The organism is Nocardiopsis sp. NPDC055551 (genome assembly GCF_053619415.1).
In genome coordinates, this window is record NZ_JBSHJJ010000010.1 from 195330 (window position 1) to 217723 (window position 22394).

General features: G+C 66.7%; 21 protein-coding genes. 5 read left to right on the plus strand and 16 right to left on the minus strand.

Annotated features, from left to right (window positions below; translation table 11 throughout):
• Positions 1-209 precede the first annotated feature (209 nt).
• The 6 genes from ACWGSK_RS19305 to ACWGSK_RS19330 are packed head-to-tail and all read right to left on the minus strand — an operon-like array spanning position 210 to position 6535.
• On the minus strand, positions 210-920 hold the full coding sequence (locus tag ACWGSK_RS19305; RefSeq protein ID WP_358507711.1) for a demethylmenaquinone methyltransferase: 711 nt from the start codon (positions 918-920) through the stop codon (positions 210-212).
• Between the two features lie 58 nt (positions 921-978).
• On the minus strand, positions 979-1860 hold the full coding sequence (locus tag ACWGSK_RS19310; protein WP_452456365.1) for an immunity 49 family protein: 882 nt from the start codon (positions 1858-1860) through the stop codon (positions 979-981).
• Positions 1861-1901: 41 nt separating this feature from the next.
• Positions 1902-2774 carry an immunity 49 family protein gene (locus ACWGSK_RS19315; protein ID WP_452456366.1) on the minus strand — a complete coding sequence of 291 codons (873 nt, stop codon included), beginning with the start codon at positions 2772-2774 and terminating at the stop codon, positions 1902-1904.
• 5 nt (positions 2775-2779) lie between these two features.
• Positions 2780-5872: a hypothetical protein gene (locus ACWGSK_RS19320; RefSeq protein WP_452456367.1), complete on the minus strand. Its 3093-nt coding sequence runs from the start codon at positions 5870-5872 to the stop codon at positions 2780-2782.
• Between the two features lie 31 nt (positions 5873-5903).
• On the minus strand, positions 5904-6239 hold the full coding sequence (locus tag ACWGSK_RS19325) for a DUF6507 family protein (protein WP_067597520.1): 336 nt from the start codon (positions 6237-6239) through the stop codon (positions 5904-5906).
• Entirely contained in the window at positions 6236-6535 is a 300-nt protein-coding gene (locus ACWGSK_RS19330; protein WP_452456368.1) for a hypothetical protein, read from the minus strand. The genes ACWGSK_RS19325 and ACWGSK_RS19330 overlap by 4 nt, the downstream gene beginning before the upstream one ends.
• Before the next feature lie 157 nt (positions 6536-6692).
• On the opposite strand from ACWGSK_RS19330, the gene ACWGSK_RS19335 reads away from it, so the two are divergent.
• Both ACWGSK_RS19335 and ACWGSK_RS19340 read left to right on the plus strand, forming a co-directional pair.
• On the plus strand, positions 6693-8009 hold the full coding sequence (locus ACWGSK_RS19335) for a DUF6177 family protein (RefSeq protein ID WP_452456369.1): 1317 nt from the start codon (positions 6693-6695) through the stop codon (positions 8007-8009).
• A 112-nt stretch (positions 8010-8121) separates the two neighbouring features.
• Positions 8122-9390, plus strand: a complete 1269-nt coding sequence (locus ACWGSK_RS19340; RefSeq protein WP_452456370.1) for a hypothetical protein — start codon at positions 8122-8124, stop codon at positions 9388-9390.
• Positions 9391-9453: 63 nt separating this feature from the next.
• Here ACWGSK_RS19340 and ACWGSK_RS19345 read toward each other — a convergent pair whose 3' ends face one another.
• Entirely contained in the window at positions 9454-9858 is a 405-nt protein-coding gene (locus ACWGSK_RS19345) for a DUF4229 domain-containing protein (RefSeq protein ID WP_452456371.1), read from the minus strand.
• A 412-nt stretch (positions 9859-10270) separates the two neighbouring features.
• Between ACWGSK_RS19345 and ACWGSK_RS19350 the strand changes: the two genes are divergently transcribed.
• Together ACWGSK_RS19350 and ACWGSK_RS19355 are read left to right on the plus strand one after the other, a co-directional pair.
• Positions 10271-10471, plus strand: a complete 201-nt coding sequence (locus ACWGSK_RS19350) for a BldC family transcriptional regulator (protein WP_017603819.1) — start codon at positions 10271-10273, stop codon at positions 10469-10471.
• A 107-nt stretch (positions 10472-10578) separates the two neighbouring features.
• On the plus strand, positions 10579-10932 hold the full coding sequence (locus ACWGSK_RS19355; protein WP_358507717.1) for a PLD nuclease N-terminal domain-containing protein: 354 nt from the start codon (positions 10579-10581) through the stop codon (positions 10930-10932).
• 98 nt (positions 10933-11030) lie between these two features.
• Here ACWGSK_RS19355 and ACWGSK_RS19360 read toward each other — a convergent pair whose 3' ends face one another.
• Positions 11031-12362 carry a pectate lyase family protein gene (locus ACWGSK_RS19360; RefSeq protein WP_358507719.1) on the minus strand — a complete coding sequence of 444 codons (1332 nt, stop codon included), beginning with the start codon at positions 12360-12362 and terminating at the stop codon, positions 11031-11033.
• Positions 12363-12590: 228 nt separating this feature from the next.
• Between ACWGSK_RS19360 and ACWGSK_RS19365 the strand changes: the two genes are divergently transcribed.
• Positions 12591-13586, plus strand: coding sequence for a LacI family DNA-binding transcriptional regulator (locus ACWGSK_RS19365; RefSeq protein ID WP_358507721.1), 996 nt, complete (start codon positions 12591-12593; stop codon positions 13584-13586).
• Positions 13587-13673: 87 nt separating this feature from the next.
• Here ACWGSK_RS19365 and ccsB read toward each other — a convergent pair whose 3' ends face one another.
• From ccsB to ACWGSK_RS19405, 8 genes are all read right to left on the minus strand, one after another.
• Positions 13674-14666, minus strand: a complete 993-nt coding sequence (ccsB, locus tag ACWGSK_RS19370) for a c-type cytochrome biogenesis protein CcsB (protein WP_358507723.1) — start codon at positions 14664-14666, stop codon at positions 13674-13676.
• Positions 14663-16162 carry a cytochrome c biogenesis protein ResB gene (gene resB, locus ACWGSK_RS19375; RefSeq protein ID WP_358507812.1) on the minus strand — a complete coding sequence of 500 codons (1500 nt, stop codon included), beginning with the start codon at positions 16160-16162 and terminating at the stop codon, positions 14663-14665. Before resB ends, ccsB begins: the two co-directional genes overlap by 4 nt.
• Positions 16163-16274: 112 nt before the next feature.
• Positions 16275-17075: a cytochrome c biogenesis CcdA family protein gene (locus ACWGSK_RS19380; protein ID WP_358507725.1), complete on the minus strand. Its 801-nt coding sequence runs from the start codon at positions 17073-17075 to the stop codon at positions 16275-16277.
• The gene (locus tag ACWGSK_RS19385; RefSeq protein WP_358507727.1) at positions 17075-17830 is read right to left on the minus strand and encodes a TlpA family protein disulfide reductase; all 756 of its coding nucleotides are present in this window, start codon (positions 17828-17830) and stop codon (positions 17075-17077) included. Before ACWGSK_RS19385 ends, ACWGSK_RS19380 begins: the two co-directional genes overlap by 1 nt.
• 230 nt (positions 17831-18060) lie before the next feature.
• Entirely contained in the window at positions 18061-18264 is a 204-nt protein-coding gene (locus ACWGSK_RS19390; RefSeq protein ID WP_013155995.1) for a helix-turn-helix domain-containing protein, read from the minus strand.
• A 257-nt stretch (positions 18265-18521) separates the two neighbouring features.
• Positions 18522-19319, minus strand: a complete 798-nt coding sequence (locus ACWGSK_RS19395) for a phosphatase (RefSeq protein WP_358507729.1) — start codon at positions 19317-19319, stop codon at positions 18522-18524.
• A 182-nt stretch (positions 19320-19501) separates the two neighbouring features.
• The gene (locus ACWGSK_RS19400) at positions 19502-20662 is read right to left on the minus strand and encodes an acetoin utilization protein AcuC (protein ID WP_358507731.1); all 1161 of its coding nucleotides are present in this window, start codon (positions 20660-20662) and stop codon (positions 19502-19504) included.
• 169 nt (positions 20663-20831) lie between these two features.
• A complete protein-coding gene (locus tag ACWGSK_RS19405) occupies positions 20832-22349 on the minus strand; it encodes a DUF1109 domain-containing protein (RefSeq protein WP_358507733.1) in 1518 nt (505 codons plus the stop codon).
• Positions 22350-22394 lie beyond the last annotated feature (45 nt).

Genomic DNA, 22394 nt, shown 5'->3' on the forward strand with positions numbered 1-22394 from the left:
CGTTCTTCAAGAAATCGGATATTGAACCCATAACCACCACAGCCGGCATCAAAGCGCCACTCAACGACAACAGTGCAGCTCATGGCGGATAAGCGGGACCAAGTGACTCATCGGTAACGTAAAAAGTCCCAAGGAACAGGATTCCTTGGGACTTGAGAACTTTGTTAATTTATACGAACAATAATGCCACCTGGGCGTTATGTCGGATTTTACTTTTCCCGGAAGCCACGGTGCAGGGCCACCGTGCCCAGCGTCAGGTTGCGCCAGGCCACCCGCGACCAACCGGCCGCCTGGAGGTACTTGGACAGCTCCGCCTGGTCCGGCCAGGCCATGATCGACTCCGACAGGTAGTCGTAGGCCTCGCTCCGCCCGGAGAAGGCGCCGGCGACCTTGGGCAGCGCCGCCATCAGGTAGGTCGAGTAGAGCTTGTCGACGAACTCCACCGGGATGTGGCTGAACTCGCAGATGACCAACCGGCCACCGACCTTGGTCACCCGCTGCAACTCGCGCAGGGCCTGGTCCACGTCGGCGACGTTGCGCAGACCGAAGGAGATGGTCACCGCGTCGAAGGTCTCGTCGGCGAACGGCAGCGACAGCGCGTCGCCGGCCACGAACGTCACCCCACCGCGAGAGGCGCCGCCCCGCCGCTCAGCGCCCTTGCTGAGCATCCCGAGGGAGAAGTCGCAGGCGATGACGCGAGCGCCCTTCCTGATGAAGGACTCCGAGGAGGTTCCGGTGCCCGCGGCCAGGTCCAAGACCAGCTCACCGCTGTGGGCGTCGACCGCGTCCACCACGGCCCGACGCCAGGCACGATCCTGGCCGAGCGAGATGACGTCGTTGACGAGGTCGTAGTTCTCTGCGATGCCGTCGAACATCGCTGCGACGTCCTTGGGCTGCTTGTCGAGCTTCGCGCGGGTCATGGCAACAAGACTAAGGGGGCCCGACAGGCGTCCGAGACCGCCCTCGCCCGGTACGGGATCAGACCTGGTGCTCCCCGTACCGCCCACCCTCCAGGAGGACCCGAGGAAGATAGTCCGAACGCACGTCCATCCGCTGGTCCGGATCGCGCCCGGCCTCGTCGTAGACCAGGCTCGCCAGTCCCAGCAGGCCGAGGGGCAGGACCTGCTCCAGCGGATCGGTTCCCCCCGAGCGGGCGTGGAAGTCCCCGAACATCTCCAGGCCGCGTACCAGTGTGCGTTCGAAGTCGTCCGGTTCGCCGGTCAGGTACGCGCGCAGCAGGTCCATCTGGGGAAAGACCAAGAGGTCCACTTCCAGCGCCGATCCGGCGTCCTCTCGGGAATGGGCGTCCGACCCCTCCATCGCCTCCCGCAGGTGCGCGACAAGCCGGTCGTCAAGGTTGATCAGTGCTTGTAGGGCGCTCACCCAGGCGTAGACGTACTCGGGGTGCCGGGCCTTGCCCTCTCCGCGCAACCGTTCGATGGGGATGGCCGCCAGGTGCCGGACCCGCTTCTCGTCCCGGCAGATCAAGCCCATGAAGAACGCGGTCAGCCAGGTCCGCGCGTCCGCTCCGGCCATGGCCCCTGGAGAGACCAGCGAGCGGGTCTCGTAGTCCACGAACAACTCCAGTTCGGTGCCCCGCGAACTGGTCCCGAGCGCGACGACGGCGTGGTGGTACTGAAAGGCGAACGCCCACGCGTCCCATGCCCAGATCCAGGTGCACTCGGGGTCCAGGACCAGCAATTCCATGGCGAGGCGGTACACCGCGTCGAGGTGGACGTCGGCGGTCGCCGTCTCCTCCACCAAGAGCCGGACGTAATGCTCACGCTCGGCCTCGATCGCCTCCACCCGTGACTCGTCGACCGTGAACCCGATCGGGGTGCGGCGGGGAACGAAAACCATGTGGGGTCTCCTCTAAGTAGGACGACTGATGCGACAGGTCGTTAGACGGGGAAGGCGTCGCGCCAGGAACCGTTCACGATCCCGGCGGGCAGGTAATCGGACTCCACTTCGAGGGACACACCCTCCACGGCCCCGTCATGGGCCAGACAGGCCAACGCCAACAGGCCCAGCGGCAAGATCCCTGTGGTGCTCCCCTTGGCCAACTCCTCCGCGGTGTACTCCCGATACAACTCCAAGGCCCGAACCAGGGCTTCGTTGAACCCGGGACCGTCCCCCGCGACCAACCGGCCCAGAACATCCAGCTCAGGAAGCGTCACCATCTCCGCGTGATCGGCGGCGAACGAAGCCCGTTTCGGGTCCGACAACTCCCGAGCCCGCTCCACCAGCCCCGCTGTGTCAGGTGAACCCAGGACGAACGCCTGCCACGCCTCCACCTCCGCGTAGGCGCCGGGCATGAAACGAGTGCCCTCGCTCTCCCCCGCACTACGCAGAACCTCGACCGGAACCCGCGCCAGAAACCGGGACCGATCAGCGGCGCGGCACGTCAAGGTCTTACGCATAAGACTGATCCACGAACTCGCATTGATCGCATAGTTCGGATTGAAACTATGCAGGTTCCGCATCCGACCAGCGACCAAACAATCCACCCGAGAATAAGGCTCCGCCATCGATGCCTGATAGAAGGCATGGTGATACTGCATTGCCGTCAACCACGCATCCCAAGTCCGACCCTGTTCCACCCGAGGATCAGCGACAAGAAACTCAGTAGCCTTATGGTCAATGATATTAATCGCGCCACCCAGCTTCCTAACACCCCCGTCTAGTTCACTGGCTTTTCTTTCAATAAACTCCTGATTCCTCCGCAGTTTATTTTCGCCGACCGGCCGAGAGATTTTGGGGCGAGCCACATACACGATTTTTATCCAATGTCGAAAATCCGATAATCGTACCCATTCGCCTGTTCCGCACCACCCGCCCTCATTGGATTCCCTTTAAATAGTGCATAAGTCAACTGACCCTGCTCTGACTTTTCGGAAATATATTCAGCAAGAGATTCTTCGTCAATAAATGACCTCCCCCCGATTTTCTGCACTCCAGGGATCTTCGAACCCTCCCCAACGGGAATAAGAGAACCTTCACCACGCCTTAGCATTGCGTCAAGGGTTGAATCAACATAACCACTGGTCCCCTGCATGACATCGGCAGGTCTCCCACCCTTCGGGGCATGAATCCTTGTGCCCAAGGAAGTCGTCGTGCTGGCCTTGGCCTCGACGATGACGATGTCCCCGTCTTTGGTCTCATAGATCAGGTCGAACTGACTGTTTCCGTTTCCAGGAGCCCCGGACCCACGGCCCAAAAGGGTCGCACCTTCCAGGTCCGGTTTGACGACCTTCTCCTCCCCGATCACGTTGCCTTGATCATCCTTGACCTCCCGCATAACCTCATTGCCATGCTTGTCAAGCAGAGGACTTCCGTCGAATTCGTAGCGGGCGGCGATCTTCGCCGACTCCTCGCCAAAGGTTTCGGCCACCTTCGTCGATTTGTGATAAGCATCCACCTTGTCCTGGTGTGCCCTTTCGAGCAGGCCATGATTTTCTCCACCTTCTACATATTTCCCGTATTTTTTCTCCGCCGCCTTGAAGGTTTCGTTTTTTCTTACCGCATCATCGTACGTCTTCGCCTTCTGTTCCGCCAAAGCATCAAGGCTCCTGAAATCTTCGCGGAGTTTCTCCTTCCTGGCGAGTTCGTCACCTGTAAGCGGATTTCCATTTGAATCCTTGAGGAAGTCAGGGCTATTGATCCTGACCTTGGTCTTGTCCCCATAGTAGTCCGGTGAATCCGGCTGCTTGAGAGGTGTGCGCCAACCAGTATTCTCATCGATGTGGAGCTTGGGAAGCTGCCAATTCTCCAGCCCAATCTTAAGATCTTCTTTAACCCGATGACCGATCCGGTTGTAATATTTCTTCCGGAAATCCTCGTCGTGGTTGACCAGATGTTCCACATCCCGCAGGAAGGCTTCCTCCGCGGCCGGGTCCTTCTGGTCACCCCAGCGGTGTTTCTCGAACTCCGCCAGGGTCTTGGGGCCGGGTGGCCTGGGATCGTCCCCGGTTCCATTGGCGAAGGGATCATCGGGGCGACCACCGCCTCCATCACCCCCGCCACCGAAGTGAGCGGGACCTCCGCCGGAACCGAAAGCACCGCCCGTGCCGGTCCCCCCAGAGTGACCGCCGGAGTCGCGCTCCAGCAAAGCGGTACTTCCAGGGCTCTGTCCGTCTCGCGCCCGGGTTCCATCATGTCCACCATGTGGTTCGCCGGCGGTGGAATTCTGAGCCTGGAAACCGTCCTCTCCATTGCGGCGTCCGAGACCGTCGGGCCCGGGGATCTCCATCCCGCCGGGTCCGACCGTTGCCCGGTCCAAACTGCGTTTCAGCAGACGGGCACGCTTTTCCGCGTCCATCGCGCTGAACCGGTCGACCTCCTCGGACAGTTCACGAACCGATCGGTCCTCGGTTTCGTTCCGACGCCCCGTCGAGGCGGGCTCCTCCGAATGGCGGTCGTCGCGGGAGCCTTCGGATTCGTCGGAGCGCGTAGGTCTGCTACCCGAGCCATCTGCGTCGCCGTGGTTCGCGAACGGTGGCGTGGGCCGGTCCGGAACCGACTGTTCCGGTGTCGACCAACGGGTGGTGAGTTCGTTGAGCCGCACGGAGAGGTCGTTCAACCGACCGAGCACTCCCCCGGACCCATCCGGATTCCGGCCACGGAAGACATCGGACAGGTCGAAACCCGGACGTGCGGCCAACCCTGGGCCGAGGTGGAGGGATGGAGTGAACTCGTCGAGGTCCAGTCGGAACGCCCCGGTCCCCACCCTGGCGAGCATGGTCGCACCTCGCACCGGCAGACCACCCACCAGCGTCAGCGCGAGGTTTCCTCCGGCAGTGGTGATCGTGTACATGGGACGGTCGTCCCACTCCCGCCACGGCACCAGGTCGTGGGCGACCTCCTTCCAGGACTCGCCCATGTTCTGCAGCCAGGCTTCCCCGGTGAAATCACCATCGTCGAGGACGGTGCCGGATCCGCCGTACAAGCCCGCGAGCGCCCCGTATCCCTTGAGGGTCTCCTTCAGGTGGTCCTTGGCGTTGTCGTAGACTTCGGAACCGTTCTGGGCCCAACCACTGTTCGCGTGCCACAGCCCGGTCGCCGACACGGCGTTGACACCGATGCCCCAGACCATGCCGCCGCCGAAGTTGTCCCAGCCGGCCATACCGGCGTCGACCGCCCAGTTCATGCCCTTGGGCTTGTCGCCGTTTTCCAGGTAGTCCCAGGTGAACTCATGGACCCGTTTCCAATCGGAGAACTTGCCGGGGTCGAAGTTCGGATCGGGGACGTCGTTCGGGTCGATCCCGTAGACGACCTCTCCGGTGTCGGGTTCGCCCTCACCGGCGGCCACGTAGGTGTTACCGGAGCCACTGATCGATGAAAGCCCGGTCGCGCAGTCGCGCTCGGCGTCCTGGTACTCACCCCATGCCTTGTTGACCGCGAGTTTGAGTTGCAGGTTACGGAGCGTGTTGATCGGGTTCTCGCTCCAGGCGTCCTCGGCCTGCATCTCCTCACGAAACTCCCAGGCCTCCTCCCGGAGCGAACCGAGCCTCTCCTTGGCGGTCTCGGCCGCGTCGGCGAAGGTCTCCAATTCGGATACCGCCGAGGCGATGTCGCCATCGATGTCGTCCCCCCGTTCGGAGACCCGTCCCATGGCGGAGAAGAGGGTGTCGCTGCCAGGCGCCGAGTAGTGGTTGGGGAGGGCACCCCAGGTGTCCTCGATGTCGTGGCCGCTGTCGCTGATCGACCCGGCCGCCGACCTCATCGTGCCGATCGCCTCCCGAAGGTTCTCCACGATCGTGGCGGGTCGGGGGATCAGCGGAGGATAGATGAGGGTGTTGGGATCGTGGTCGATCGCTTGTTGGTTGCGGGGATCGTCATCGTGTGAGGGCCTGAAGTCCTCGATGAGGGGCATGTGATTCGTCTGTCCTAGCGAGAGTGGGGGATCAAGCCGGGTCGTCGATTGTTCCCGCGGCGCTCTGGGCCTCCGCCGCCATCTCCATGTCGCCGACGAGGAAGGCGTCGACGGCTTCCGCGCATCCTTCGACCGCGGATCCGGCCCGACCGACCATTTCCTCGCACATCTCGCCGACGTGTTCGAGCAACGCGTAAAGCTCGGATCCGACGGGTCCGCTCATGGACGAGCCGGCGGCCTCGACAAGTGAGTTCGCGAGCGAGGTGAGGTGACCGTCGAGCGCTTCTCCACCGCCGTCACCGACCTGGTCGGCCACGTTGTGGAGAACCCCGCCCACGCCGGTGGGGTCGACATCCCACTCGCTCATAGGTCGCCCCCGCCGGAGAAGAGTTCGGGACGGAAGTTCTCCGGGGGTGGGGACTCGTCTATGGCGTGGTGGTCCACTCGCTCGTGCTCGTAGCGAACGATGTTGGAGTCCAGTCGTCGCAGGACGGAGTGCAATGAGCGGGCGACCGTGGTGACACGGCCTCCCAAGGAGCCCGCACGCCGGGCCATCACGGTCCTGACCTCACCACCGGGTGACGGGGGGCGAGCCGTTTCGAGAGGTGACCCGTTCTCGGTCTCCTCCGGCCGGTCCAGGGGTGGAACCAGCTCGAACCTCACGGTCCTCGCACCTGCTTTCCGTGTTTTCAGGGCGTTTGCAAACTCTGTACATCACTTATATCGACAATTGGTGACAGAGTGGACGTAGAAGTCACATGCGCCGTTCATGTGACCTTCCCTACAGATCCCCCGACCAGGCAGAGCCGAAGGACCCTGGATGAGTTATGACGTGGTGGCGCTCGTAGCGGAGAATCCGGACCTGCGGACACTCACCCGAGCGTTGGAGGATGCCGGTGCCGACTTGAGGGTGGGAGCGTTGGCCGGCGGTGGTCTCCTCCAGTTGCGCGATTCCCACGGGGTGCTGTTGACGTTGGAGCCCGGCCAGGCGGTCGAGGCTCCCGGAGAGGTGGAGAGGCTGCTCGGTCCTGACCTCGGGTCAGGGCTACCCGGGCGCTTCTGGTGGGTCGAGCTCCGGGCCCGTCCGGACGATGCCGGACGCGAGGTGGCGCACCGGGTCGCGGACCGACTGGCGCTGCGGCTGGGTGGGGCCGTATGGACTTCGGGACCTGCCGACTTCGGGGTCTGGGAAGAGACCCCGCACCCGACGGTGGAGCACTCGGCGAGCCGGGCCGTCGTAGTAGCGCAGGATCGCGAGGTCGTCCCCTACTCCTCCTGGATCGCCGACGCCTTGACCGTCCACGCGTCCCGGGGTGACGGCTTCCAACTACTGACCCCGACACACACCCGCCTGACCTACTCGCTGCGCACCCTGATGACCCTGCCCCTGGCTCGCTGGGTCGTGCGCGACGAGGCCGGTGGCCACTACGACGGCATTTCCGGGCTACCACTGCGCTGGGACCCCGAACACGGCCACGTGCCCGTACGGCGGGTGGGGGACATCGCGCCGGCCGAGGGGTTCCTGGACGACTCCCCGACCGGTCGGCAGCTCGTCCTCGAAGCCACCCTGCGGTTTCCAAAGTCGGATTTCACTCCGGGCAGGTCGGTCGAACTGATGGCGGAGCGATTGCGGGGATCCCTTCCGGTCGCGTGGGGACAGTACGAACCAGCACTGACCCCCTGGGACGGGGAACGTTTGGCACGCCTGGTCCGGCATCGGGCACCACGCACCACGTTGGTGCGTTTCCGGGGGAACGGATTCTGTGGGGACCTGCGGGTGAGCCACGACTCGGGGAGTGTGCGGGAGGAGGTCTCCTTGGTGTTGGGGTGCGAAAGCGCGGACGCGTTCCCCTACGACCACGTACCTTCGGCCGCGGCCTCGCTGGCGGAGGGCTTGGAGGTGCTACACGTGAGGCGGATGCGAGGGCGCACCGACTGCACCTACGCGCCGCGCTGGTACGGCCTGGCCGAACCGGTGGGATTCGCCGTGGGTTCGGGTCGGGCCGAAGCGGCCGAGGAACTCTCGGGGCGACTGAAGGGCGCCCGGGTGGGCGACGCCGTCTGGTTCGCCGCGCCGAAGGACGCCACTCGGGAACAGGCACTGCGGCTGATGGCGGCGCGCATTCGCCGGCTGTGACCGGGTGGGGGCACGGACCGCACAGAAGCTTAATCACCAGACGTAGTCATTCGACTACTTCATGCAAGAATGGGGGCACCGCAGCCGTTCCCCCGCCCAAGGAGAGAAACCCGTGAAATCGGCCCGATCGTTCGCCGCCCTGACCATGGGCTCGCTGCTCCTGCTTCCACTCGGTGTCGCGACCACCGCCCCGGCCGCCGCCGCACCCCACGAGGGCGTGGTCGGCGAAAGCCCCGTGGACTGGACGCCGCACGTGTTGAACGGCTCGGTGAAGGACATCCTTCGGATCGGCGACATCGTCGTGGTCGCCGGTGAGTTCGACCGGGTCTCCGACTCCAACGGCGATGGCACACACGATCGGCGCAACCTGTTCGCCTTCCGTCATGGCAGCGGGGAGATCCTGGGGGACTTCACCCCCTCTGTGGACGGGACCGTCACCTCCCTGGCGGAGGGGCCGGACGGGACGGTGATCCTCGGCGGACACTTCAATCAGGTCAACGGGAAGGACAGCCGGGGCGTGGCCCGGATCGACACCACCGCCGGCGACACCGTCGACGGGTTCGACGCCGCGGTGGGCGACGGGAACGTGTACCGACTCGCCTCCGACGGCACCGACGTCTACCTCGGCGGCAACTTCTCCACCGTGAACGGGGAGAGCCGCACCGGGCTGGCCCGTGTCGACTCCACAGACGGGACCGTGGACGCCGGCTTCACCCCGACCATCGCCGAGCAGCGGCGCGGAAGCCTGCGCGTGCAGGAGTTGGCCTTGAGTCCCGACGGGCGGCGTCTGGCCATCAACGGGACCTTCACCGAGGTGGACGGCGAGGACCGCTACCAGATCGCCATGATCGACACCGGATCCGGCGGCCTCACCCCATGGTCGACCTCGGTCTACGAGGCGCCCTGCGACTACGAACGCATGCACACCTACATGCGGCAGATGGACTTCTCCCCCGACGGTTCCTACTTCGCCGTGGTGACCGCGGGCGGCCCACGGGTCAAGCCGGGGTTGTGCAAGTCCATCGCCCGGTTCGAGAACGACTCCACCGCGAACGCCGAACCCACCTGGACCAACCTGACCGGCGGGGACTCCATCTACTCGGTCGAGGTCACGTCCAGCGCGGTCTACGTGGGCGGCCACCAGCGCTGGATGGACAACGAGGAGGGCGCCCTCAACCCGGGCCCCGGTTCCGTGGAGCGCGAGGGGATCGCGGCGGTGGACCCGATCTCCGGGCGCGCGCTGGAGTGGAACCCGGGCCGGGCGCGCGGCCACGGGGCCGAGGCCCTGCACGCGACCTCCGACGGGCTGTACGTGGGCAGCGACACCGAGCGGCTGGGGGGCGCCCGCCACGCCCGTCTGGGCATGTTCCCGGCCTCCTGAGGCCGGATTCCGCACCGGGGTGGTGGCCGCGTGGCGCGGCGGCCACCCCGTCGTCGTCGGGGGCTACTTGACGGGTTTGTCCGCCTTGGGCTCGACCTCGGACCCGGTGTCGGCTTCGGCAACGGTGTCGGTGGCGCTCTCGTCGGCGGTCCTCGCGTCGGAGTCGGCGCTCTCGGCGGCCTTCTCCTCCTGCGCCCGCAGGACCTCGTCCTGGATCTCGTCCTCACGGGCGGCTCCGCCGACCAGACGCCCCCCGACCGACTCCTCCTTGCGTTTGTCCGACCATTCGGTGACGGAGGAAGACATCTGATCGCGCCACTTGGACAACAGAACATAGGAGGCCAGACCACTGATCACCCACGCCAGGACCAGCGCGACCCAGGACCTCGCACCGAACAGGTAGACGACTCCGAAGGCGCCCGCGAAGAGCGCCACCCGGGCGGCGGTATAGGTCAACCAGCTACGCATCGAAAAAGCCTCACAACAGACGATTACCTGCACTAGATTGGTCAGCACACCCATCCACGTACGTTCACGTGCGTGTACGGCCGAGCCGGACGAGCGCGGCAGAAGGGGTGTTGTCCCGGTCAGACGGCCCTCACCCCAGGTTAAGGGCCTGCTGCGGGCATCGTGCACCAGGTCCGGGTGTGTTCCGTCGCCACTGGAACGGGGCACCCAAGGCATCGGATACGGGTATTCGTGGGATGTTTCCAATCCCGACAGTGGGGACCGAACATCACGTTCCGATCACATATCCCCCAGCTATCCCCCGATCGCCGTAAATTCTCCGAAAACTAGGGAGGAAACGGTCCAACTCGTGCACACTAGGGGATCAAACGCCCGCCGCCCCCTCACTCAAGGCGGGCATGATTGGGGGAATGTGAAGGTGGAACGAGCAAGCGAACGCCTGTTGACCCCCGGGGAAGTGGCCTCACTCTTCCGGGTTGATCCCAAGACCGTGACCCGCTGGGCCGCATCCGGGCGGATCAGCAGCATCCGCACTCCTGGCGGGCACCGCCGTTTCCGGGAGTCCGAGGTACGGGCACTCCTCCTCGGGGAACCCAGCGAGACCACCCCCTGACCTAAGACAGAGCAACGTCCTCGACGGCCCCGGGCACCCGCTCCGCGGGGTCTCCGGCAGCCCTGGGCCGGGCCACGGGGAGTGGACAGCGAGAGTAGGCTGGAACCATGGTGTGGCTCGGTGGCCTGATCACGCTCGTATCGATCGTTCTATGGGTGTACGCGTTCTTCGACGCGTTGACCACCCCTGCCCAGGAGGCTCGGAACCTACCGAAGATCCTGTGGTTGGTCGTCATCGGACTGTTCGTGCCCGTGGGATGGATCCTCTGGTTCTTCCTCGGCCGGCCACGCAAGACCGCTCCTGTGCCGGGTGACGCGCCCTCTCCGGCCCAGGACGTGTCCGCGGATGACCTTGACCCGTCCGACTTCTCCAAACCCTCCGGCAGCCCGCACCCGCTCGGACCCGATGACGATCCGGAGTTCCTCCGTCGACTGAACCGACGGATCGACCCTGAGGACTAGTCGTCCCGAGTGGTACCGCCGCTCGAACCAACGTTGGGGGCCGCGCCCGAGGAAATCGGGTGCGGCCCCCAACGCGTTTCAGGGAGCGGGTGAGGACCTCACAGGAGTCCGGCCCCGACCTCCCGCGCGAGCCCGCGGATCGCGTGCACCGGTTCGACCTCGGCCGTGAACTGCGGCACCCAGGTGAGCCCGGTGCCCAGCGGCGCGTTCGGGTAGAGCACGTTGTGTTCGGCGACCAGGTCCACCGGGGTGAGACGACCGCCGCCCTGCGACATCGTCACGTTCCCGTGCTCCACGATGTCGGTGCCGCCCCAATTGCGGAGCAGTTCACCGGCCCCGATCCCGTCGTGCAGGTCGAAGACGTTGTTCTCCGCGTACAGGTGCGACTCCAGGCCGACTCCCAGGCTGTAGCCGAAGTGCTCCGGATCCCGGACGGTGTAGAGATTGTTGTGGACGTGCACCTGCCCGAACCGCACTCGGGGAGCCCGCTCCCCCAGCCCGTCGAAGTGGTTGTGCCGATAGGTCACCCGCAGATACCCGCGGTCGGTGGTCCGGCCGTCGCTGTTGCCCAACAGCATCGCCTTGTCCCTGCCGTCGAAGTGGTTGCGGGACACCGTCACCAGGTCGGTCTCCCGGACGATGTCGAGCAGTCCGTCGTGTACTTCGTACTTGCGGCCGAAGTACTCGGGGAGTTCGGTGCCGGGGTTGTCGCCGTCGTCGAAGGTGTTGTGGTCCACCCACACGTTGGTGGCGCCGGAGACCTCCACCTGGTCGTACTCTGAGTTCCAGTTGCCGGTCTCGCCATCGGTGGGGTCCCAGCCGGGGAAGCAGTCGTGCGCGTCGGAGAAGGTCAGGTCGCGCAGGATGACGTTGTCGACGTCGTGGACGCGCAGGTTCGTCCCGGAGAGGACGGCGTCGTCGCCCGCGCCCACGATGGTGGTGTTGGATCCGACCTCGACGCGGATCCGTTCCGCCTGCACCGCGGCGGAGGCCAGGCGGGCCTCTTCCAGGGGACCCTCGGGGTCGTCCCGACCCCAGACCTCTGGATCGTAGGCCTCCAGGTACTCCTCCATCGTGTATCCGTCGACCGCGTAGTCCTCGCACTTGAGCGGGGCACCGTTCGAGTCGGTGTTGGCGTCGATGTGCCCCTCGACGTAGACGATCTTGGGGGTGTCGTCGTCCTTGCCGCCGACCGCGTCGCGGAACTCCTCGAAGGTGGAGACCACGTGGACGTCCTCGGGGGCGGCCGACGAGCCGCCGGTCGTTCCGTGTCCGGCCGACCCCCAACCGTCGCCCTCATGGAGGGCCTCACGACCGATGCCGCGGGGGTCGACGTCGGGTTCGGCGCTCGCCGGAGCGGCGGCGACGAGAGTGGTCGTGGCCAGGACGGCCGCCAAGGTCAGGGACGGAATCGGGGGTGGCTTGCGCATCGGCGCTCCTCCGGGGGATGACGGGTCGGGACCCGTGTACAAACGTTTGCATGAACGTCCCCGATACACGTGACCCCCGTCAACCCTCCTCCATCGAGTTGTTGCGGGAAAATGCTGGAAAGCCGGGCCTTCGATGGGTCACGATGACAAAAGCGGCAAGGCCCGAAGGGTGCTCTTGGAGCAAACGCTTGCCGTCCCCAAGATCGAACAGCGGAACGGAGTCCACGGGTGGCCGTCACCATCAAGGACGTCGCCAGGGTGAGCGGGGTCCACGTCTCCACGGTCTCGCGGGCCTTCTCCGCGACGCACCTGGTCAACGCCGACACACGCGCGCGCGTCCTCGCCGCGGCCGAGGAACTCGGCTACCGCCCCAACCGGGCGGCGCGGGCGCTGTCCACCAGTAGGACCGGCAACCTCGGGCTCATCGTCGCCGACATCGCCAACCCCTTCTTCCCGCCCCTGATCAAGGCGGCCCAGGCCCAGGCCCGAGCCCGCGACTACCACGTGTTCATCGCCGACACCGACGAGCAGGCCCGGGTGGAGGAGGAACTCATCCGGTCCATGGCCAAGCAGGTGGACGGCGCCGTGCTGGTCGCACCACGTCTGACCAACCGGGCCATAGCGGAGCTGGCGCAGGAGATCCCGCTGGTCGTGGTGAACCGACGGCTGCGCGGGGTGTCCGGGGTCCTGATGGACGTCGGTACCGGCGCCCGCCGGGCCATGGAACACCTCATCGAACTCGGCCACCGGGAGATCGCCGTGGTGGGCGGGCCCTCACGCGCCTGGACCAGCGGGGAGATCGAGAGCGCCACCGAGCACATCGCGCGGGACCACGGGATCCTGATCCAACGCGTGGGCCCCAACCCACCGACCGAAGAGGGCGGCCGCGCCGTGGCCGACGAGGTCGTGGCCGGTAACGCCACCGCGGTCCTGGCCCACAACGACCTGCTCGCCTTCGGTCTCGTTCGGCGGGCCACCGAACTCGGCCTCGACGTTCCGGGCGACCTCAGTGTGATCGGCGTGGACAACAGTCACGTGGCCCGGTACTCCAGCCCCGCCCTGACCACGGTGGCCATGCCGGTCGCCGAGGCCGGGCACGGGGCCGTCGACCTCCTCCTGCGCTCGGTGGACGCGGCCGGATCCACCGGCACGGTCACCCTGGAGACCTCACTGATCGTCCGCGGGTCGACCGCGCCTCCGGGGATCGGCGAGGACCCTCGCTGACGCCTCGACCCTCGACCAAGAGGCCGAGGGGCGACCCGATCCCTCGGGCCGCCCCTCGCAGGAGTCGCGTTCGCTCTCCGCCGCCGATCAGGCGTAGGAGTGCAGACCGCTGAACATGTAGTTCACCGCGAAGAAGTTGAACATCACGGTCGCGAAACCGAGCACGTTGATCCAGGTGGCCTTGGGTCCGCGCCAACCGCCGGTGACCCGCGCGTGCAGGTAGGCCGCGTAGATGACCCAGGAGATGAACGACCAGACCTCCTTGGGGTCCCAGCCCCAGAAGCGGCCCCAGGCCTCGTCCGCCCAGATCGACCCGGCGATGACGCCGAAGGTCCACAGCGGGAAGGCGAACAGGATGAACCGGTGGGAGATGCGGTCCAGCAGCTCCGGGCTGGGCAGCCGTCCGGCGATACCGGCGACCTTCTCCCCCAGCGCCCTCTTGCCCTCGGCCCGGTGCGCGACCAGGTAGGTGATACCGGCGACACCGGACACCATGAACGCGCCGCCCGCGATGATCACCGCCGTCACGTGGATCGGCACCCAGTAGGACTGCAGCGCCGGGATCAGCGGACCCGGGTCGACGTACAGCCAGCGCACACCGATGCCGAGCAGGAGCAGCACCGGAACGAGCACGAAGGCGCCCAGGAAGCGGGCCTGGTAGCGCCAGGAGGCGAACAGCAGCGCGCCGACGGCGACCAGGCACATCGCCACGACGAACTCGAACATGTTGCCCCACGGCCAGCGGCCGGCGGCGATGCCACGGGTGATGATCTGGGCGAGGCTGAACAGGAAGCCCAGCGCGGTCACTCCGAGGGCGATGCGGCCGAGCACGCTCTGGGAGGCCTGGGCCTCTCCCTCGCTGGTTCGGACGTTGACCTCGATGTCGCTGTCGCCGCCCTCGACGGCTCCGGCGCCGACCGGCATGAGGCGACCGGCCTTGAGCTTGGTACGACGGCCGTACGCGGCCTCGATCGCGAACATGAAGAGCGCGGCGGCGTAGGTCACGATCATCGCGATGATGAGCGTGTCACTGGCCGACGCCATGCTCTCGTTCACCGGTGCGGCGAGTGTGTTCGTCACCGGTCACTCCCTCGTGTGGTCGACTCTTCGGTTGGGCTGGTGGGGTCGTCGGTGGACTCGCTCCGGAGCCGTCCGGCGAGCCGTGTGGTGATCTCGTGGAACTCGGCGTTGTTGCCGGCCACCTCGGTCTTGCCGAGTCCGGCCAGCTCCACCCGGGTCCGTCCGTCCTCGCCCTCGGTGGCCCGCACCCAGACCCGGCGGGGGCGTACGAACAGGGTGACGATCAGGCCCACGACGGCCAGGGTCGCGGCGGTGAGCGCCGGCACCCGTGCCCCGTCCCGGTTGCTCTGCAGGGTGGCGTACTCCTGGACACCGGTGAAGGTGACCGATCCGGCCTCGTCGGGAAGCTCCCAGGTGTCGCCGACCGCCATCACGGGGGACTCACCGAGCCCCTCCATGTTCTGGGTCTGGATCTGGTAGACCGACTGCGGGTCGACCATGCCGAGGTCGCCTCGGTAGGCGTCCAGTGTCACCTTGGGGTTCTCCGCGCCGGGGAAGGTGGACACCAGTTCCCCTTCGGCGTCCTCGTCGGCGGTGGGCAGGAAGACACCCACGAAGCCGAGTTCCTCGCCTCCGGTGTCGGGCACCTTGACGACACCGTCGGAGGCATAGGTCATGGTCTCGCGGTGCAGGAACGGGACCGCCTGGTCGAAGACCAGGTCGCCCTCGGCGTTGCGGACCTCGAACCGCGGCGCGTAGCCGTGGCCGAGCAGGTACACCTGCACGCCGTCGACGCTCAGCGGGTGGTTGACCTCCAGCCGGTGGGTCTTCTCCTCCCCGCCGGGTTCCTCGGTGTAGGTGACGTCGGCGACATAGGCCTCCGCCTGACCGCGCAGGTCACCGTCCTGGATGAAGGTGGCCTCGAAGTCGTCCAGGTGCATGGTGAACGGAGCGAACTCGTCGGTGTCGGTCCAGTGCCCCGGGTAGATGGCGTCGTAGGAGGGCAGCGTGTTGGCGAACCCGTCGCCCTCCACGATGAGCATGTTGCCGCGGTAGCCGAAGAAGGAACCGGCGGCCAGCGCCAAGAGCAACCCGAGCAGGGCCAGGTGGAACAGCACGTTCCCGGCCTCGCGCAGGTAGCCGGTCTCCGCGGACAACGAGTCGCCGTAGCGCTCGGTCCGGTACCCCTTGAGAACCTTGCGCGCCTGTTCCAGGGCGGTGTCGGGGGTGGCGTCGGTGCTGAACCGTGCCACGTACGGCATGCGGCCCAGGTTGCGCGGCGTGGCCACCGGCCTGGCCCGCACGGCCTTGGCGTGGACCATGGCGCGCGGAATGACGCACCCGGCCAGCGACACGAAGAGCAACAGGTAGATGGCCCCGTACCAGGGCGAGGAGAACACGTCGAAGAGGTAGAACCGGTCGAGCCAGGGGGCCAGCTCCGGGTTCTCCTGGAAGTAGGAGGCGACCTCGTCGACGCTCACCACGTTCTGCGGCAGGATCGATCCGGGGATCGCCCCCAGCGCCAGCAGGAACAACAGGATCAACGCGGTGCGCATAGAAGTGAGCGTGCGCCAGATCCAGCGCGCCCAACCCAGGACGCCCAGGCCCTTGGCGGCGCGCGGCTTCTCCTCGGGGTTCGTCGGTGTGTCGGTCTTGGTCGTGGTCAAGTCAGATCACCGTCTGGAAGTTCGCGGCCCATCCCTGCATGGCGATGGTCATCTCGGTCCACAACCCCGTCACCATGGCCAGGCCGACCAGGACGAGCATGACCCCGCCGACCATCGTGACCGTGCGGGTGTGCCTCTTGAGTCGGTCGAAGGAATTGAGCGCGCGCCGGTAGAGCAGCGAGGCCAGGATGAAGGGCAGCCCCAGGCCGACGCAGTAGATCAGGGACAGGAGCATGCCGCGGCCGGCACCGCCCTCGACGAAGGCGAGGGTCTGCACGGCGGCCAGGGTCGGCCCGATGCAGGGGGTCCAACCCAGCCCGAACAGGATCCCGAGCAGGGGCGCGCCCGCCAGGCCGGCCCGGGGCAGGCGGTGGAACCGGAACTCGCGGCCCATCCCCGGCATGAACCCCATGAAGGCCAGACCGAGCACGATCGTGAGCGCGCCGAGCACCCGGGTTATGGGGTCGGTGTAGGCCATGAACAGGTCGCCGAGCCAGCCGATGAACCCGCCCACGGCGATGAACACCAGGCTGAACCCGACGATGAACAGGACGCTTCCGGTGACCATCGTCCAGCGCCGGGAGGCGAGTTCGGTGTCGATGTCGGTGACGGTTCCGCCGTCTCCCGCCGCCTCCTGGCGTTCCCGCACGTGCGAGCCGCTCATCCCGGACACGTAGGAGAGGTATCCGGGTACCAGGGGCAGGACACACGGGGAGAGGAAGGAGACCAGCCCCGCGGCCAGGGCCAGCGGAGCGGCGAGCAGGAGCGAACCGGACAGGATCGTGGTGCCGATGGGATCCATCAGCCATCGTCCTCGGCGGAGCCCTCGGCGTCCGCCTCGTCGCCGTCCTCCGTGCCGTCGGTGGCCTCGGCGCTCTCCGCGTCCTCGGCCCCGTCGTCACCGCTCTCCTCCTCGGCGACCCGAGGACGTTCCTCGGGGTCGCCCAGGTCGAACTCGACGACCAGCGGGTCGAGGAGTTCGGTGAGCTGCCCATAGGTGGTGGGGCCGATCACGCGGGCGGCGATGTCGCCGTTCGGGTCCAGGATCAGGGTGCTCGGGATGGCGCGCGGCGGGACCGTCTCCCGAAACGCCTGTGGGATCTCTCCCGGCTGGTCGTGCAGGCTCGGGTAGGCCACGCCCTTGTTCTCGGTGTAGGCCCGCGCGGCGGTCTCGTTGTCCTTGATGTTCACGCCGAGGAAGTCCACACCGAGGCCCTCGTACTCGGTGTGCACCTCGTCGAGCACCGGTTGTTCGGCACGGCAGGGACCGCACCAGCTGGCCCACACGTTGAGGACGAGGATCTGCCCCTCGTAGTCCGAGAGGGCGAGGTCGTCGCCCTCGAAGGTGTTTCCCTCGACGTCGGGCGCGGGTTCGCGTTCGCCGGTCTCGAAGACGGTGGCGCTGCCGTCACCGGAGATGAAGCGGTCCTCTTCGCCACCGCTCTCGATCTCGGTTCCCCCGGCGCAGCCGGACAAAGCGAGGACGGCGGCCAAAGCGGCGGCCGACAGGCGCGGCACGGCGCGACCGGGTCGCGTACCCGTACTGGTACTGGGCATCCAGGCAACCTCGCGAACGGGGTGTGATCAGGGCGGACTACAACAACGACAAAGTGTAGTAGATGCCCTGCCATGCCCTTCGTCGCCCCGGGGCAAGAGCCGTTCGGCCCGTTCCCGGAGCGACCGCCGACGAGGGAAGGTCACCGTGGGGGACGGCGCCGGGGGCGCGCCGTCCCTCAGGTGGTGGACCGGGTGTCGAGCGTGTCCGCCCCACACCCGGATCCCACCGATCAACCGGCCTCGACGAAAGCCTCGCGGAGGTAGTCGTGCACGGCACGTTCGGGGACCCGGTAGGACCGCCCCACACGGATTGCGGGGAGAACTCCCGAGTGCACCATTCGGTAAACGGTCATCTTGGATACGCGCATGATCGTGGCGACCTCCGCCACGGTCAAGAACCTGACCTCTTCGAGAGGCGGCTTGCTCCCGTTCATCTTGCGACGCCCTCATTCCCGGACGTGATCAATTGTCTACCCTTCAGCCCTGGCACACCGGACGTTGGTCGGACGACCCCGGAAACCGTGTTCGTCCCACCGACACGCCGGCGTGTCATGCTGTCACTACTGACACGTCCGTTTTCAGAGTAGAGCCGAGTTCCCGTCTAGGGAAGGTCGTTCGCGCCCGCTTCCGGGTTATACGTTGAGCACGGGTCGGATGAGGTTTAACGGTGGGTATAAATGGCCCACCCTGCTCAGAGGAACCCGGCTCGGCGGAGAACGTAATCCCGGAGAGGGGCGTAGTCCTCGGTCAGATAACCGTCGTCCAAAGGCACCGTGACCAGTAGCTTTCCCTCGTGTTCGGCGAGGAAGAGGGCCGGGTCGTTGCAGTCGGCGAAGCCCACCGTCGGGACCCCCATCTCCCCCGCGGCCCCGGCGAATCCATGATCGGCGATGACCAACTGCGGCCATGCCTCACCGCGGCCTCCGAGCTCGTTCAGGATCGCCCGCATGGCGAACGGATGGTGGCTGTGCCGGGGCAGTCGGCCGTCGGTCACCATGGCGACGTCGTCCCGCCAGACCACGATCCTTCGGTTGGGCGGGCGTTCCGTGGTCACCTCGTAGGAGTACCCGCCGGCCGCGGTGAGCACGGTGCAGCCGCGCTCGACCAGGGCGTCCTTCCACGCGGCGTAGGTCTCCCGGAGGTTGCGGGGGTGACCGGTGGCGAACATGACGCGTTCACGGCGTTCCGCGGCCAACGCCAACCGGTCGGCGAGGGCCTCCAGCGCGTCGATGGTCCGGTCCGGGTCGATCGTGTCGATCCCCCACACGTACTCCTCGTCGTCCACCACACCGCACCGCTTGCTCAGCAGTGAGAGGACCTCGCTGAAGGTCCAGTCGTGCGAGAAGGTCAGGCCGAACTGGTGATAGGGGTCCTTCTGGACGAGCCGTCGATAATGGCGCAGGTTGTTCTGCCGTGGGGTGTCGACATGCCCCGCGATCCCCGTGCGAACCAGATAGGTGATGAGTTCGGCGCGTGTCGGCGGCGTCACCTGCGTTCCCCTTCCTTTCCTGAGCGGCGATCGCGGTGACACGTCGGGCGGCCACCGAGGCGCCGACTCGCGTTCGCCCGGTATTCATCCCCTTCCTACCCGCCACGAGCCGGCCACTCCGCGAACACGCGGATTTCAACCATCGTGTGACCCGACGATCCGATCGAGTGGGATCGGAAGGTTCAGAGAGTGGGGTCGATACCGTGGCTGGGGAAGATCGCGGTGCGGGTGGCGTGGATGGCCCGGTCGATGGGGTCGCCCGGGTCGTAGCCGTTCTCGAAGGGTGTGAAGGTGACCTCGCGCCCGTCCGTCATGTACAGCGGCGCGAGTTCGCCGGTGCGCTCACGTACGAAGTCGCGCCACTTCTGCGGGGTCTCGCGGTCGGGGTCAATGGGGGCACCGGCCGCTTCGCCGAGCAGGTGACTCCAGGCCCTGGGCACGACGTGGACCAGGCCGTACCCGCCACCGCCGAACATCAGCCAACGACCGCCCGCGGTCTTGCGGGCCAGCTTGTGCAGTTCCTGGTAGGCGCGACGCTGCCCGTCCACGCTGAGCGTGAGGTTGGCCAGGGGGTCCAGCGCGTGGGTGTCGCACCCCTGCTGGGTCACCAGGATCTCCGGCTGGAACTCGTGCAGCAGCGGTGGGACGACCGCGTCGAAGGCGCGGTGCCAGCCGGTGTCGCCGGTGCCCGCGGGCAAGGCGACGTTCACGGCGTAGCCCTCCGCGTCCGGACCACCCGTCTCAGAGGCCTGGCCGGTGCCGGGGAACAGAGTCACCGGGGATTCGTGCAGGCTGATGGTGAGCACGCGCGGGTCGTTGTAGAAGGCCTTCTGGACGCCGTCGCCGTGGTGGACGTCCACGTCCACGTAAGCGATCCGCTTGGCCCCCTGCTCCAACAGCCAGGCGATGGCCAACGCGGGGTCGTTGTAGACGCAAAAGCCCCAGGCGTGTCCGCGCATGGCGTGGTGCAGGCCGCCCGCGATGTTCGCGGCGTGCGCGCTCTTTCCCGTCCACACCGACTCGGCGGCGGCCACCGAGGCGCCGGAGATCAGCGCGGCCGCGTCGTGCATGTCGGGGAAGACGGGATTGTCGACGGTGCCGAGCAGGTGTGTGTCGTCGGGTTGGAGGGTCTTGCCCGCCCGCTTGACCGCCTTGATGTAGGCGGGGTCGTGCACCAGGGAGAGCAGTTCGTCGGAGGCCGGCTCCACGTCGATCAGGTCCACGCCCGGCCCGTCGAAGACGCCGAGTTCACGACTGAGCGCCATGGTCAGTTCGACCCGGATCGGCGCCATCGGGTGCTGCGCCCCGAAGTCGTAGGTGGTGAGTCCTTCGTCCCATGCCACCCGAAGCGAGCAGGACGTGTGCCCTCCCATATGGTGACCCCCGTTCCAGGTGTACGTGCTCCGAAGCACACAGTACGCAAACCGGGTCCACCTCAGAACCTCGGGGCCCGCACGATGGTGACTCGTGCGGGCCCCGTTCGGTTTCCTCGTGGTCGTGAAACGCTCGGGATCACTCCATGTAGAAGCAGTCCGCGTACGTCTCCCCGGCCTTCATGTCGATGGTGTTGTGCAGGGGGCGGCTGGTGAAGCCGTCGACCGATCCGATGACGATCCGGTACTCGCCCGGGTCCAGCGTCAGGTCCATCGCGTTGGAGTCGCTGAGGCAGGAGGTGTCGGTGGGCGCGGAGGACGTGTCACAGCTGTCGCAGGGCTCGATGATGACCTCACCGTGCACCGCGTCAGGTCCGACGTAGAGGAAACGCATGTCCTCGTCGGTGTGGTTGACGTACTGGACCTCGACCTTGTCACCACCACCGGTCTCCCAGGCGGTGCCGTCCAGGTCGCTCTCTCCGACGATGACCGCGAGGTCCATCTGCTGCTCGATGCGGCCGGCGCCGACGTGCCGCTCCAGGTCCTCGACCTCGTCGGCCTCGTGCTCGGGGTAGTCGGCGGCGAGGAACTCGACCTGCTCCTCCGCCTCGTCGAAGTTCCCCTCGTCGATCTGGTCCCAACCACACTGAAGGGCGGCGTTGGGACGCTCCTCCTCGATGCGGTCGGCGATCTCGGGCGCGGAGTCCCAGTTCAGACCGTCGAACATGCCGATCTGACCGAAGGCCCCACACCAGCTCTCTTCGGCGTAGTCGCCGGTCGCCAGGTCGTACAGGTCGACCAGGGCCGCGGGCACCTCTCCCGCGGCGGGGGTGTCCGAGAAGTCCTCGGCCACGAAGGTGTAGGTCTCCTGGGCCTGACGGAAGGCCTCCTCGACCTCCGAGGTCACCTCTCCGCTGTACAGCTCGTCGGCCTCCGTCGCGAGCTGGGAGGCGTAGTCCAGGTGAACCTCGGCGACGCTGCCGTCGGTGTCCTCCCACTGGGCGGACCCATGCGCGAAGTACTCGCTGTAGGACTCCAGGGCGTGGTCGTAGGCCTCGTTCTCCACGTCGGCCTGGGCGCGACGCAGCAGCTCACAGGCCTCCACGCCAGAACGTGCCCGGTTCATCAGGCTCGGGGACATGGAGAGTTGGAACCCGGCCTCGACCCCGTTGTAGGCGTCGATCGCGGCGTCGCAGTCACCACGCGCGTGAGCCGCGTCGGCCACCCGCAGGCGCCACTCACCGGCCTGCCACACCCCGACCAGCGAGGCGGCCATCACCAGCACCAGGCAGGCCGCCAGGATCATCGGCATGGGCTTGGCGGAGGGTTGTTGTCCCACGCCCATGAGCCGTCGGTCGTGCGAGCGGCCGGCGAACAGGCCGTGCACGACGGTGATCAAGATCCAGAAGAGCAGCGAGGGAACCCACACGAGCAGGTTGTCGGCCGCGCCGAGGATCGCCGCGGTGACCAGGAGTGCGAGCGTGACACCTACGTTGATCCCGAAGAACAGCCAACTGCGCAGGTAGAAGTAGCCCGCGCCGACCCCGGACAGGTTGAGCAGCGCGGCGCGCAGGCCCGACTTGGACTTGAACAGGCCGAGCGGGGGCAGGGGCGGCGGGCCGGGAGGACCACCATAGGGACCGGGGGGCGGCGGCATGCCCGGGCCTCCGGGGCCGCCGGGTCCACCGGGACCGCCCGGGGG

Bases quoted from the DNA above. Each gene is read 5' to 3' on its own strand.
- ACWGSK_RS19405 (WP_358507733.1), bottom strand. From the start codon at position 22,349: ATGCCGCCGCCCCCCGGTCCCTATGGTGGTCCTCCCGGCCCGCCGCCC.
- ACWGSK_RS19320 (WP_452456367.1), bottom strand. From the start codon at position 5,872: ATGCCCCTCATCGAGGACTTCAGGCCCTCACACGATGACGATCCCCGC.
- ACWGSK_RS19385 (WP_358507727.1), bottom strand. From the start codon at position 17,830: ATGCCCAGTACCAGTACGGGTACGCGACCCGGTCGCGCCGTGCCGCGC.
- resB (WP_358507812.1), bottom strand. From the start codon at position 16,162: ATGCGCACCGCGTTGATCCTGTTGTTCCTGCTGGCGCTGGGGGCGATC.
- ACWGSK_RS19310 (WP_452456365.1), bottom strand. From the start codon at position 1,860: ATGGTTTTCGTTCCCCGCCGCACCCCGATCGGGTTCACGGTCGACGAG.
- ACWGSK_RS19360 (WP_358507719.1), bottom strand. From the start codon at position 12,362: ATGCGCAAGCCACCCCCGATTCCGTCCCTGACCTTGGCGGCCGTCCTG.
- ACWGSK_RS19380 (WP_358507725.1), bottom strand. From the start codon at position 17,075: ATGGATCCCATCGGCACCACGATCCTGTCCGGTTCGCTCCTGCTCGCC.
- ACWGSK_RS19345 (WP_452456371.1), bottom strand. From the start codon at position 9,858: ATGCGTAGCTGGTTGACCTATACCGCCGCCCGGGTGGCGCTCTTCGCG.
- ACWGSK_RS19335 (WP_452456369.1), top strand. From the start codon at position 6,693: ATGAGTTATGACGTGGTGGCGCTCGTAGCGGAGAATCCGGACCTGCGG.
- ACWGSK_RS19325 (WP_067597520.1), bottom strand. From the start codon at position 6,239: ATGAGCGAGTGGGATGTCGACCCCACCGGCGTGGGCGGGGTTCTCCAC.
- ACWGSK_RS19390 (WP_013155995.1), bottom strand. From the start codon at position 18,264: ATGAACGGGAGCAAGCCGCCTCTCGAAGAGGTCAGGTTCTTGACCGTG.
- ACWGSK_RS19355 (WP_358507717.1), top strand. From the start codon at position 10,579: ATGGTGTGGCTCGGTGGCCTGATCACGCTCGTATCGATCGTTCTATGG.
- ACWGSK_RS19305 (WP_358507711.1), bottom strand. From the start codon at position 920: ATGACCCGCGCGAAGCTCGACAAGCAGCCCAAGGACGTCGCAGCGATG.